The sequence below is a fragment of the Nocardiopsis aegyptia genome (genome assembly GCF_013410755.1).
Classification (GTDB): Bacteria; Actinomycetota; Actinomycetes; order Streptosporangiales; family Streptosporangiaceae; genus Nocardiopsis; species Nocardiopsis aegyptia.
The window spans coordinates 4465510-4476912 of sequence record NZ_JACCFS010000001.1 but is presented as its reverse complement, the minus strand read 5'-3'; the positions used below and the strand labels follow the sequence as shown (position 1 = coordinate 4476912).

The window sequence follows — 11403 nt, the reverse complement described above, 5'->3', positions numbered from 1 at the left end:
AGCACGGGGCCAAAGCGAGGAACGAGCGGAGGCCCCAGAAAAGCACAGGCGGAGGCCCCAAGAAAACACAGGCGGAGGCCCTAAGAAAACACGAGCCCTCGCCGCAGCACGTCCATCTGGTCGTCGAGCATGCGCTGGGAGACGGCCGCCTCGATGCCGATGGAGGCGTGGAAGGTGCCCGGGTAGTGGGCCAGTTCGGTCTTGACCCCCGCCTGGATGAGCCGCTGGGCGAAGTCCAGGCCCTCGTCGCGCAGCGGGTCGAACTCGCACACGCCGACGAAGGTCGGGGGGAGCCCGGACAGGTCGCGTGCCCGGGCGGGCGAGGCCAGTGCGGGGACGTCGTCGCCGCCGCGCTCGATGCCCTCGCCCAGGTAGTGCCGCCAGCTCAGCAGCAGGTTGGGGCGGTCGAGCATCGGGGTGTCCGTGAAGGCGCGCGCGGAGACCGTCTCCAGCCGGTCGTCCAGTTCGGGGAAGAGCAGGAACAGGAAGCAGGGGCGCGGGCCGCCGCGGTCGCGGGCGAGCAGGGCGGTCGCGGTGGCCAGTCCGCCGCCGGCGCTCAGCCCTCCCACGCCCAGGCGGTCGGGGTCGATGCGCAGGTCGGCGGCCTTGTGCGCGGCCCACTCCAGGACGGCGTAGCAGTCGTGCAGGGCGGCCGGGTAGGGGTGCTCCGGCGCCAGCCGGTAGTCGACGGAGATGACGACCGCGCCGACCTCGTCCGCGACGCGGGTCGCCGAGGAGTGCGAGGTGTCCAGGTCTCCGGTGACGAATCCGCCCCAGTGCGGGTAGAGCAGCGCCGGCAGGTCCTCGTCGTGGCCGCTGGGGCGGTAGAGGCGCACGGGGACCGGCGGGGCCCCGTCGGGGCCGGGGACCTCGGTGTCGACGGTCTCGACCGGGTTGCGGGGCTGGTACATGGCCTGGCGCCGCATGACCTCGCGCAGCCGGGGGCGCGCGGTGGCGAGGTCGCCGTAGTCGATGGGGGCCAGTCGCGGCGCCCAGGGCGCGAGTTCTGGATCGAAGGCGTAGGTCATCGGGGATCTCCCCTCGGAGGGAACGGGCGGCCCGGCCGTCGCGGTGCGGCCGGGCCCGTGGCGGATCCCGCTCCGGGCCGGTCGGGACCGTCCGGCCCGGAGCGGTGGGGTGTCTCGTGGAGGTGGCGCGACGGGTCGGGTGCCCGCCGGCGGCCGGGGGGCTCAGGCCCACGGGTTCAGGACTGGTCCTCGCGTTCCCACAGCAGGACGCGGCGCTGTCGCCGTTCGCCCATGACCGCGGTGCCGTACAGGGTGAGCCGGCGCCCGTCCAGGGCGGCGTCGCGGACCTGCTCGGTGCCGACCATGTGGAGGTGGGAACTGACCTCCACGCTGTGGACGACGGTCGCGCCGTCCAGGCTCCAGGTGCCCGCGTACCCCATGTAGGTGGTGAGCGGGGCTGTGCGCCGGGCGGCGGGCGCCTCGGCGTCCGGCGTCCCGCGCATCATGCCGACGGTCATGTGCCCGGAAGGGTCGTAGATGAGGATGCCGCGCGGGTGGGGGCCGAGCGGGCCCTCGCCGAGGGTGCCGGTGCCCTCGTCGATGTCGTGGTAGGAGAGCAGCCGCCACGCGCCGATCAGGTCGTCGTCGGTCATGCGGTCCTTCCTGTGTCGTCGGGGGCGGGGGCCGGCGCCCGCGGCGGGGTGCCGGCCCCGGTGGGTGCGTCAGCGGCGGGCGGGCAGGCTGGACACCACGAGCGGGGACGCGGTGAACTCGGCGCCCTGGCCCCAGATGCGGTTGCTCTCCAGGCTCTCCTCGTCCATGAAGCGCATCGGCTCGGGCTCACCCAGGACCGGGTCGAAGTAGTGGTTCTCCGAGGTGGAGAGCTTGACCAGGCCCTCGCCGTCGGTGCCGGGCTGCGCGCCGTCCACGATGGTGAACGAGCCGACGCCGCACGCCAGCTGGCGCGGCTCGACGGACTCCTCCACGCCGCCGTGGTCGAGCATCAGGTACTCGTCGTACTCCTCGTCCAGGCGCGGGCCGATGTCGTCGACGTCGAACACCAGCTCGTCGTCCAGGTACCACTCGACCTCGCCGGCCCGGCGGTCGTAGGAGACCCTGAACTCGTGCTCGTCCTCCGGCCGACGGTCGGCGACGGGGATCGTGTAGAGGTAGGAGGCGTAGTAGCCGAGCTCGGGCCGGGAGGCGGCCAGGCGCTCGTAGAAGACGTAGACCTGCTCGTTGGTGAAGAGGAACTCGAACAGCATGTCGGTCTCGACGTCGTGGACCGTGAGGCCGACCGAGGCCAGGCGCAGGTCGTCCTGGGCGTTGATCACCCGCTGACCGAAGGGGTGGTCCTCGACGCCGTACATCTGGCCCGACATCGTGGTCTGGCAGGACAGCTCACGGCCCGGAACGGCGTCGAAGCCGGTGTGGCCGGTGGAGGCCTGGTGGTTGGCGTAGGCGAGCCACTTGACGTGGTCGAGGTCGCCGCGGATGCCGCCGTTGTCCTCCTCCTGGGCCATGGTGTTGACGAACGCGGGCTCGCCGGTCTCGGGGTTGGTCCCGCTGGCGGCCACGTTCAGGTCGCCGGACTCGGTCGAGACGATGCCGTCGTCACCGACGTAGTGCCCGTTCTGGAGCATCCACCACTTGGCGTCCTCTCCCTCGGCGTCGAATCCCTCGCTGTAGTCGTCCCAGACCATCACGTACGGCCTGCGCGGGTTCTTGTCCCTGTCCCATCCGGTCGCGCCCTCCTCGGCGGCGGCCGGGACCACGCCCGTGGCCAGGAGCAGGGAGGCGCTGGAGGCGGTGGCGATGCCCGCCAGGGCGCGTCGGCGTCCTCGTCGCATGAGTGACCTCTCTTCGGAGTCGGTGCCTGCACTCGTCGTCGGCGCGGCCCCGGGCCGTACCGACCGATGGCACCGTCCCGTGCCCCGGTGGAGGATCCCTCGACGCCCGGTCGAACGCCTCCCGGCACGTGTTCCGCGCGCGTTCTAGGGCTGGATCCCGAGGACGATGGCGGCCTCGTAGCCCTCCTCGGTCGATCCGGTCACGTCGAGCGTCGACTCGGGCCCGATGCTCGACGCGAACATGTCGCTGTCGTTGGTGGTCTCCTGCGCGCCGCGCCCCGCGTAGGGGTCGGTCTCCGCCACGGCGGCGTTGACGTCGTCGCCGAAGTAGAGCTGGCCGGTGTGCACGACGTCGCCGTCGACGTGCACCTTGACGTGGATGTGGTTGGTGCGCCGGTCGTACCAGCCGGGGTAGACGGTCTCGAACTCGACCGCGCCCTCCTCGTCGGTGATCTGCACGCCGCGCAGGAACCGCTCCCCCTCGGTGCCCTCGGAGGACATCCCCGAGTACACGCCGGTCGCGTCGGCGTGCCAGATGTCGACCTCGGCGTCGGGGATGGGCGTGCAGGCCTCGGCGTCCACGACCGTGGTGCGCAGGCGCAGCGGGACGCCGGGCCGCCCCTCGGCGATGTCGGCGCGGACCAGGTCCAGGTCCAGGTAGTAGGGCCCCTCGGTCCCCTCCGGGGTGAGCACGCACGTGGGCGTCGTGCCCGGGGCGGCGTCCGGCGCCGCGGGCGCCCCCGTCCCTCCCGACGCGTCCGGGGCGGACTCCCCGCCGGGCGAGCAGGCGCTCAGGCCGGCGGCGGCCGTTCCGGTCCCCACCATCCTCAGGACGGTGCGGCGGGTGGCCTGGTGGTCGTTCGGATCGGGCATGGCTGCGTCCGTTCTCCTCGTGTGCACGGCTCCGGGCACGGCCCGGGCGGGGCGGGCCGCCTCCAGCATCGCGCGGGCGGGGCGGCCGCGCCCCCGCTCGTTCGGCCCACGGCACCCGGCCGAAGGAGCGGTCGGACACCGCGGTCGGGGCGCTCGCGGGGCACGGGCCCGAGCGGCCGTCGAGCCATCTTCGACCGGTCCGGCGCATCGTCGGGACCGACCGTGTCGACCAAGGAGGTCACTGCTATGTCGGACGAAACACTGGCTTCGGCGGCCGAGGACGTCTCCGTCCTGGCCGCGCAGTACGCGACCCAGATGGAGAGCGCGCGCCGACTCGACCCGGCCGTCGTCAAGACGATGCTCGACGCCGGATTCGCACGGCACTTCGTCCCCGTCCGCCACGGCGGGCGCGAGGGCACCTTCGAGGAGCTGACCGAGGCCGTCGCCGTCGTGGGCGAGGGGTGCACCTCCACCGCGTGGTGCGCCTCCCTCACCGCGCACGTCGCCCGGATGGCGGCCCACCTGCCCGAGGAGGGCTGCGCGCAGCTGTGGGCGGAGGGCCCCGACCCGCTCATCGTGGCCTCGCTGACGCCCATCGGTACCGCGGAGAAGGTGGACGGCGGGTGGCGGCTGTCGGGGACGTGGCCGTTCATCAGCGCCGTCGACCACTGCGACTGGGCGCTGCTGGGCGCCAAGGCCACCCTGGACGGCGAGCCCGCGCCGCAGATGCTCGCGGTCCGGCGGTCGGACCTGCGCACGGAGGACACCTGGGCCAACGTCGGCATGGCGGCCACCGGCAGCAACACGGTGACCATGACGGACGTGTTCGTGCCCGACGCCCTGTCGATGAGCCGCACGGACCTGTTCGCCGGCCGTCCGGCCGCCTCCACGGCCGTCTGCCACACCGTCCCGATGCAGGCCACCACGACGATGTTCGCGGCCCCCGCGCTGGGCGCGGCCCGCGGCGCGCTCAAGAGCTGGACCGGCTACGCGGAGGGCAAGATCCGCGCGGCGGCCTCGGCCCCGCCGGCCCTCCCGGGCATGCCGACGTTCAACCGGGCCACCTACGACGTCACGCTGACGCGTTCGGCCGGCGAGATCGACGCGGCCGCGGCGCTGCTCCGCAACGCCTCCGTGCTCGCCGACCTCGGCCCGCGGATCACCGTGGAGGAGACGATGCGCAGCTGGCGCGACTGCGCGCTCGCCACGGAGATGCTCGTGACCGTCACCAACCGCCTCTTCCGCGGTGTGGGCACCACCGGCCAGACCATGAGCAACCCCGTCCAGCGCTTCTGGCGCGACGTCAACTCCGCGGCCGGGCACATGGCCCTGAAGTTCGAGTCGGCCTCCAGCGCCTGGTCCGCGCAGGTCATCCAGGCCTGAGACCCCGTTCGCGCCACCGACGACCCGCGACGAAGGAGGAACGAGCATGACGAAGACCATCGACCAGGCCGGACCGGCCCGGACGGAGGGACCGGAAGGGCGGCGCTCCCGGCCCACGGGATGGGTCCTGTGCCGGGGCTGCCGGCGCCCCGTCTACGGCCGTCGTTTCGAGCGCAACCTGGGCGTGTGCCCCGAGTGCGACCACCACCACCCGATGACCGCGCACGAGCGGCTGGCGTCACTGGCCGACGACGGCCGCTACGAGACCCTGCGGTTCCGCGTCACCGACGGCGACCCGCTCGGGTTCACCGACACGGTCCCCTACCCCGAACGGCTGGAGCGGGCGCGGGAACTGACCGGGCTCGACGAGGCGGTCGTGTGCGCCCGCGCCGAGATCGAGGGCGTGGCGGCCGTGCTCGCCGTCATGGACTTCCGCTTCCTGGGCGGCAGCCTGGGCACCGCGGTCGGCGAGCTGATCACCCGTGCCGCGGAGACCGCCTACGAGGAGCGCACGCCGCTGATCCTGGCCACCGCCTCGGGCGGGGCCCGGATGCAGGAGGGCGCGCTGTCCCTGATGCAGATGGCCAAGACCAGCGCCGCCCTGGGCCGCCTGGACGAGGCGGGGGTCCTGACCGTCTCGCTGATCTGCGATCCCACCTACGGCGGTGTGGCCGCGTCCTTCGCCACCCTGAGCGACGTGCTCGTGGCCGAGCCCGGGGCCCGGCTGGGCTTCGCCGGACGGCGGGTGATCGAGCAGACCATCCGCCAGGAGCTGCCCAAGGAGTTCCAGACCGCGGAGTTCCTGCTGGAGCGCGGTTTCGTGGACATGGTCGTCCCCCGGCAGCGGCTGCGCCGCGAGCTGGGCCGCTTGCTGAGGGCCGGAACGCCCTCGTCGGCCGCCGCCCGCCGCGACACCGCCGACCCGGCCGTGCGCAACGCCGACGCCCTCCCCGAGCCCGACCCGTGGGCGCAGGTGGGGCGGGCCCGCTCCCTGGAGCGGCCGACCGCCATGGACTACGTGGGGCTGGCCTTCCAGGACTTCCAGGAACTGCACGGCGACCGCGTCTCCGGTGACTGCCCGGCCATCGTCGGCGGCACCGCCTGGCTCGGCGGCCGACCGGTCATGGTGGTCGGCCAGGAGAAGGGGCACTCGCTGCCGGAGCTGACCAAGCGCAACTTCGGGATGGCCACCCCGGCGGGCTACCGCAAGGCCGCCCGGCTGTTCCGGCTGGCCGACAAGCTCAACCTGCCGGTCGTCACCCTGGTCGACACCCCGGGCGCCTACCCCGGCGCGGACGCCGAGGAGCAGGGCCAGTCGGTGGCGATCGCGGAGAACCTGCGGCTGATGGGTCAGCTGCGCGTGCCCGTGGTGTCGTTCGTCATCGGCGAGGGCGGCAGCGGCGGCGCCCTGGGGATCGCGGTCGCCAACCAGGTGCTGATGTTCTCCGACAGCGTCTACTCGGTCATCACCCCCGAGGGCTGCGCCTCGATCGTGTGGAAGGACCCGGTCGCCGCCCCGCGCGCCGCCGAGGCCCTCCGCCTGAACTCGCGCGACCTGCTGCGCATGGGCGTGGTGGACGGCGTGGTGCCCGAGCCCGAGGGCGGCACCGGCGCCGCGCCGGTGGCCGCGGCCGACCTGCTGCGCGACGCCCTCGTCCACGAGCTGGACCGGTTGGAGCGGATGACGCGCACCGAGCTGACCTCCGACCGCCGGGCCCGCTTCCGCCAGTTCGGCTCGGCCGTCACGGTCGAGGCGGAGCTGAGCGCGTTCCCCCAGGAGGTGCGCTGACATGGACTCCGCGACCACGGCCCGGCCGGGAGGTACCGGTGTTCTCTAAGGTCCTCATCGCCAACCGCGGGGAGATCGCCGTGCGGGTGGCGCGCGCCTGCCGCGAGCTGGGGGTGCCCTCGGTGGCCGTCCACTCCACGGCGGACCGCGACTCCATGGTGTGCCGCCTGGCCGACGAGGCCGTCCAGATCGGCCCCGCCCCCGCCGCGCGCAGCTACCTGGACCCGGCCGCCGTCCTCCAGGCGGCGGCGCAGACGGGGGCGGACGCCATCCACCCCGGCTACGGCTTCCTGTCGGAGTCGCCGGACTTCGCCGAGGCCTGTGAGGAGGAGGGGATCACCCTCGTCGGTCCCCCGGCCGACGTCATGGCGGTGCTGGGCGACAAGGCGTCCGCGCGGGCGCTGATGTCCAAGGCCGGCCTGCCCCTGCTGCCCGGCAGCATCGACCCGCTCGACGCCCCCGAGGCCGAGGAGCTGGCCCGCGAGATCGGCTTCCCGGTGATCGTCAAGGCGGCGGCCGGCGGCGGCGGGCGCGGGATGACCGTCGTGCGCGGCCCGGAGCGCTTCGCCGAGGAGTTCCGGCGCACGCAGGCCACGGCGCAGATCCTCTTCGGCGACGGCCGCGTCTACGTGGAGCGCTACCTGGAGCGGTCGCGGCACGTGGAGGTGCAGGTGCTCTGCGACGGCCGGGGCGGCGCGATCCACCTGGGCGAGCGCGACTGCAGTGTGCAGCGGCGGCACCAGAAGCTCATCGAGGAGTCGCCGGCGCCCAACCTCCCCGAGGGGTTGGCCGAGCGGATCCGCGCCTCCGCCGTGGAGGGCGCGCTGGCCGCCGGGTACGTCGGCGCGGGCACGTTCGAGTTCCTGGTCTCCCCCGAGGGCGAGTACTACTTCATGGAGGTGAACTGCCGGATCCAGGTGGAGCACCCGGTGACGGAGATCGCGACGGGGGTCGACCTGGTGCGCGAGCAGATCCGGATCGCCGCGGGGGCTCCGCTGGAGCTGGCGCAGGAGGACGTCCGGCTTCGCGGCGCGGCCATCGAGTGCCGCGTCAACGCCGAGAACCCGGACCTGGACTTCGTCCCGGCGCCGGGCCGGGTGGAGGAGTTCGTGCCGCCCGGCGGCCCGTTCGTGCGGGTGGACACCCACGTGAGCACGGGGTACTCGATCCCGCCGCACTACGACTCGCTGCTGGCCAAAGTCATCGTGTGGGCGCCCGACCGCGACCAGGCCATCGCGCGGATGCGCGGGTCCCTGAACGAATTCGTGGTCTCCGGTCCCGGGGTGCACACGACGCGGGGGTTCCTCGACCGGGTGCTGGCCGACGACCGGTTCCGCGCGGCGGAGCACTCGACGGCGCTCGTGGCCCAGATCCTCGACGCCGGGGAGGAGGGCGGCGAGCCGGCCTGACCCGCTCGACCACGGGAGGGAGCCGCCGCGCCGCGGTGGCTCCCTCCGGGCGTACTAGGAGAAGCGGACGCTGGCGAGAAGCGCCGACCACTCGGCGGACGGGACTTCCAGGTGCCCGGCGGCCGGGTTCTGGGAGTCGCGCACGGCCGCCCCGGAGGGCAGGTCGGCGACCTCGAGGCAGTTGCCGCCGGTCGGCTGGCTGGACCCTGGCCCAGGCGATCCGCCGACTCGGCGCCGAACCCGACCTCGCCGTCGACTACGACGTCCGGGAGGCCTGGCGATGACGGTCCACGAAGTGCGCGAGTTGCCCGACATGAGGAGTCTGCGGTCCTGGGCACGTGCGCACAACACCCGCATCCGCTATCTCGGTCCTACCCTCGACCGCCACGCCGTCTATGCCGCCGAGGACGGGGACACCGCCCGCGTCGTTCGCACTCCGGAACACGACCCGCATCCCCCACCGCTGGTATGGCGCTCTCCTCTGGAGCGCCTGCGGCCGGTCGTCTGAACGGGTACGGGCCATCCCTCCGCTCCTCCTGTGGGGGTGGCCCGTACCGACGCGGGATCAGGCGGCTGCGCCGTGGCCGTCGTGGTCCACGTGGCGGGAGCGGTTGAGCAGGCCGCCGTCCTCGCCGCGGACCAGGACGTCGTGCACGACGCAGGTGCGCACCACCTCGGGCGCCTGCCCCGGCCGCGTGGTCGTGATGAGGGCGTAGCAGGTGGACACGACGCTGCCGTCGTCCTGGGGGTCGATGTCGACCATGGTGAACATGTGCCGGCGCTGCTGCGGGTCGTCCTCGAACTTGCGGTGGAAGGCGACCAGGTCGCGGACGATCCCGGCGCGGGTGCGGGCGGGCTCGCGGCCCGGGGTGTGCCCGAACTCGGCGTCCTCGGTGAACGTGCCCGCGTAGCCCTCCAGCTTGACGGCGTCGAGCAGGCTCATCTGGCGGGCGTAGAAGTGCTGGACCTCGGCGTAGAGGGCGGCGTGCGGATAGGTCATTCGATGCCCCTCTCAGGCGGTGTGCGTGCCGCCCCACCCTCCCCGGAGGGGCTCGAAACCGGCTCGAACCCCGCTCCCTCGGAGTGGACCTCCAGACGCGTTCGACCGGGCCTCAAGCCCGCCCGGCGACCCTGGGGGTGACCACTGCCAGCGGCGCGGAAACGGAGTGACAATGCCCGACACCAACCGACAGGTGGCTCTCGTCACGGGAGCGACCAGCGGCATCGGCCTGGAGATCTGCACGACCCTCGCCCAGCGGGGACTGAGCGTCTACCTGTGCTCCCGCCGGGAGGAGGCCGTGGCCGAGGTCGTGGGCGACCTGCGCGCCAAGGGCCTGGACGTGGACGGCCGGGCCTGCGACGTGACCTCGCCCGAGGACGTCGCCGACCTGGTGCGGGCGTGCACCGAGCGCTTCGGCCGGGTGGACGTCCTGGTGAACAACGCCGGGCGCCCCGGCGGCGGCGCCACCGCCGAGATCGCCGACGACCTCTGGTACGACGTCATCAACACCAACCTCAACAGCGTGTTCCTGGTGACCAAGGCGGTGCTCAACGCGGGGATGCTGGAGCGCGGCCAGGGCCGGATCATCAACATCGCCTCCACCGGCGGCAAGCAGGGCGTCGTGCACGCGGCCCCCTACTCGGCCTCCAAGCACGGTGTCGTGGGCTTCAGCAAGGCCCTGGGCCTGGAGCTGGCCCCCACGGGCATCACCGTCAACGCCGTGTGCCCCGGCTTCGTCGAGACGCCCATGGCCGAGCGGGTCCGCGAGCACTACGCGGGGATCTGGAAGGTGGACGAGGACGAGGTGCACTCCCGGATCAGCGCCCGGGTGCCGATCGGCCGCTACGTGGAGCCCTACGAGGTCGCCGCGATGGTCGAGTACCTCATCGGCGAGGGCGCCGGAGCGGTCACCGCCCAGGCCCTGAACGTGTGCGGCGGGCTCGGCAACTACTGACGCGCGTCCGTGAACGGCCCGGTGGCCCGCGGCCGCCGGGCCCCGGACCGTCCAATGGCAAGGGGAGGAACGGCATGACACTCGACGTAACGGAGCACGACACGGCCGGGGCCGCGGCGGGCGGTCCGGGCACCGACGGGGACCCACGAGAGGTGGGCGCGGCGCTCGACCTGGTGCGCGGCACCATGCTGGACCTGCTGTCGGGCTCGCCGCACCCGCCCAGCGCCCTGCGGGTGCACGCGGGCGGCGTCACCATCGAGGCCGAGTGGCCCTCGGCGGCCACGTCCGGCGCCGCCCCGGTGGCGGCGGTCGCCGCGCCCGCGGTCCCGGCCGGGGATCCCGCCCCGCCGACCCAGGCCGCGCCCGCCACGGCCGCCGACGTCCCCGCCGGTGTGCGGGTGGCCTCCCCCGCGGTCGGCGTCCTGTACCTGTCCCCCGCTCCGGGTGAACCGCCCTTCGTCGAGGAGGGCGACACGGTCGCCGAGGGTCGGCAGGTGGCGATCGTGGAGGTGATGAAGCTGATGATCCCGGTGCGGACGGAGACCGCGGGGCGGGTGGTGCGCGTGCTCAAGGAGGACGCCGCCCCCGTGGAGTTCGACGAACCGCTGTTCGTCATCGATCCGGCGGGCTGAGACCCGCGGCGGGCCGCGGTACGGACGATCCGTACCGCGGCCCTCTCCGTGCGTCCGGTCCGTCCGGGGCGGTCAGGTGCTGTGCGCCGGGGCCTTGCGCCGGTCCCGGAACCGGCTCGCCACCAGCGGGTCGATCCCGAACCGGCCGGACCCGGTGGCGGCGAGCATCAGGCAGCTGACGCCGATCACGAGGACGAAGCCCCAGCCGTTCTGGTCGACGTAGACCCCCGAGCCCATGTGGACGAAGAGGAAGGCGCCGGCCATGGTGCCCGCGGCGGCCAGGCCCGCCAGCGGCATGGCCGCGCCCACGATGAAGGCGGTGCCGGCGGCGAGCTCGACGAAGGTCGCGATGTAGGCGCTGACCATCGGCATCGGCACGCCGCCGCCCGCCATGATCTCCGCGGTACCGGACACGCCCCAGTCCGCCAGCTTCTGCCAGCCGTAGGCGAGGAGGACGAAGCCGACGCCCAGGCGGCCGATGAGGATGCCGATGTCGCGGGCGAGTTCCTTGTTCATGTGCTTACCCTTTCGGAGCGGGTCGGGT

General features: G+C 73.5%; 13 protein-coding genes. 6 read left to right on the top strand and 7 right to left on the bottom strand.

What is annotated here, in order from left to right:
* Positions 1 to 80: 80 nt before the first annotated feature.
* From HNR10_RS20010 to HNR10_RS19995, 4 genes are all read right to left on the bottom strand, one after another.
* Positions 81 to 1028 (bottom strand): alpha/beta hydrolase, encoded by a 948-nt coding sequence (locus tag HNR10_RS20010; RefSeq protein ID WP_179825836.1) that lies wholly within the window; start codon positions 1026 to 1028, stop codon positions 81 to 83.
* A gap of 176 nt (positions 1029 to 1204) precedes the next feature.
* Positions 1205 to 1621, bottom strand: a complete 417-nt coding sequence (locus tag HNR10_RS20005; protein WP_179825834.1) for a lipocalin-like domain-containing protein — start codon at positions 1619 to 1621, stop codon at positions 1205 to 1207.
* A 69-nt stretch (positions 1622 to 1690) separates the two neighbouring features.
* Complete coding sequence (locus HNR10_RS20000; protein WP_179825832.1) at positions 1691 to 2818, bottom strand: DUF6081 family protein; 1128 nt, start codon at positions 2816 to 2818, stop codon at positions 1691 to 1693.
* 144 nt (positions 2819 to 2962) lie between these two features.
* Positions 2963 to 3691 (bottom strand): intradiol ring-cleavage dioxygenase, encoded by a 729-nt coding sequence (locus tag HNR10_RS19995; protein ID WP_179825830.1) that lies wholly within the window; start codon positions 3689 to 3691, stop codon positions 2963 to 2965.
* A gap of 246 nt (positions 3692 to 3937) precedes the next feature.
* Between HNR10_RS19995 and HNR10_RS19990 the strand changes: the two genes are divergently transcribed.
* The 3 genes from HNR10_RS19990 to HNR10_RS19980 are packed head-to-tail and all read left to right on the top strand — an operon-like array spanning position 3938 to position 8272.
* A complete protein-coding gene (locus tag HNR10_RS19990; protein ID WP_179825828.1) occupies positions 3938 to 5074 on the top strand; it encodes an acyl-CoA dehydrogenase family protein in 1137 nt (378 codons plus the stop codon).
* 46 nt (positions 5075 to 5120) lie between these two features.
* Positions 5121 to 6863, top strand: coding sequence for an acetyl-CoA carboxylase carboxyl transferase subunit alpha (gene accA / locus HNR10_RS19985; RefSeq protein ID WP_179825826.1), 1743 nt, complete (start codon positions 5121 to 5123; stop codon positions 6861 to 6863).
* A gap of 38 nt (positions 6864 to 6901) precedes the next feature.
* Complete coding sequence (locus HNR10_RS19980; protein ID WP_179825824.1) at positions 6902 to 8272, top strand: acetyl-CoA carboxylase biotin carboxylase subunit; 1371 nt, start codon at positions 6902 to 6904, stop codon at positions 8270 to 8272.
* 54 nt (positions 8273 to 8326) lie between these two features.
* Here HNR10_RS19980 and HNR10_RS32190 read toward each other — a convergent pair whose 3' ends face one another.
* Positions 8327 to 8587, bottom strand: coding sequence for a DUF397 domain-containing protein (locus tag HNR10_RS32190; protein ID WP_179825822.1), 261 nt, complete (start codon positions 8585 to 8587; stop codon positions 8327 to 8329).
* Between HNR10_RS32190 and HNR10_RS19970 the strand changes: the two genes are divergently transcribed.
* Positions 8553 to 8780 carry a hypothetical protein gene (locus HNR10_RS19970; protein WP_179825820.1) on the top strand — a complete coding sequence of 76 codons (228 nt, stop codon included), beginning with the start codon at positions 8553 to 8555 and terminating at the stop codon, positions 8778 to 8780. The two genes, HNR10_RS32190 and HNR10_RS19970, sit on opposite strands and share 35 nt — an antisense overlap.
* 57 nt (positions 8781 to 8837) lie before the next feature.
* On the opposite strand, the gene HNR10_RS19965 is transcribed toward HNR10_RS19970, so the two are convergent.
* Complete coding sequence (locus HNR10_RS19965; protein ID WP_179825818.1) at positions 8838 to 9272, bottom strand: nuclear transport factor 2 family protein; 435 nt, start codon at positions 9270 to 9272, stop codon at positions 8838 to 8840.
* Positions 9273 to 9444: 172 nt separating this feature from the next.
* On the opposite strand from HNR10_RS19965, the gene HNR10_RS19960 reads away from it, so the two are divergent.
* Positions 9445 to 10227, top strand: coding sequence for an SDR family NAD(P)-dependent oxidoreductase (locus HNR10_RS19960; protein WP_179825816.1), 783 nt, complete (start codon positions 9445 to 9447; stop codon positions 10225 to 10227).
* Positions 10228 to 10301: 74 nt separating this feature from the next.
* Positions 10302 to 10859, top strand: a complete 558-nt coding sequence (locus HNR10_RS19955) for an acetyl-CoA carboxylase biotin carboxyl carrier protein (RefSeq protein WP_179825814.1) — start codon at positions 10302 to 10304, stop codon at positions 10857 to 10859.
* Between the two features lie 72 nt (positions 10860 to 10931).
* Here the strand turns inward: HNR10_RS19955 and HNR10_RS19950 are convergent, their stop codons facing one another.
* Entirely contained in the window at positions 10932 to 11375 is a 444-nt protein-coding gene (locus HNR10_RS19950) for a DoxX family protein (RefSeq protein WP_179825812.1), read from the bottom strand.
* Positions 11376 to 11403: the final 28 nt, after the last annotated feature.

Coding starts and splice junctions, on each gene's coding strand:
- HNR10_RS32190 (WP_179825822.1), bottom strand. CDS start 8,587: ATGTCGGGCAACTCGCGCACTTCGTGGACCGTCATCGCCAGGCCTCCC.
- HNR10_RS19970 (WP_179825820.1), top strand. CDS start 8,553: ATGACGGTCCACGAAGTGCGCGAGTTGCCCGACATGAGGAGTCTGCGG.
- accA (WP_179825826.1), top strand. CDS start 5,121: ATGACGAAGACCATCGACCAGGCCGGACCGGCCCGGACGGAGGGACCG.
- HNR10_RS19965 (WP_179825818.1), bottom strand. CDS start 9,272: ATGACCTATCCGCACGCCGCCCTCTACGCCGAGGTCCAGCACTTCTAC.
- HNR10_RS20010 (WP_179825836.1), bottom strand. CDS start 1,028: ATGACCTACGCCTTCGATCCAGAACTCGCGCCCTGGGCGCCGCGACTG.
- HNR10_RS20005 (WP_179825834.1), bottom strand. CDS start 1,621: ATGACCGACGACGACCTGATCGGCGCGTGGCGGCTGCTCTCCTACCAC.
- HNR10_RS19990 (WP_179825828.1), top strand. CDS start 3,938: ATGTCGGACGAAACACTGGCTTCGGCGGCCGAGGACGTCTCCGTCCTG.
- HNR10_RS19950 (WP_179825812.1), bottom strand. CDS start 11,375: ATGAACAAGGAACTCGCCCGCGACATCGGCATCCTCATCGGCCGCCTG.
- HNR10_RS20000 (WP_179825832.1), bottom strand. CDS start 2,818: ATGCGACGAGGACGCCGACGCGCCCTGGCGGGCATCGCCACCGCCTCC.
- HNR10_RS19995 (WP_179825830.1), bottom strand. CDS start 3,691: ATGCCCGATCCGAACGACCACCAGGCCACCCGCCGCACCGTCCTGAGG.
- HNR10_RS19955 (WP_179825814.1), top strand. CDS start 10,302: ATGACACTCGACGTAACGGAGCACGACACGGCCGGGGCCGCGGCGGGC.
- HNR10_RS19960 (WP_179825816.1), top strand. CDS start 9,445: ATGCCCGACACCAACCGACAGGTGGCTCTCGTCACGGGAGCGACCAGC.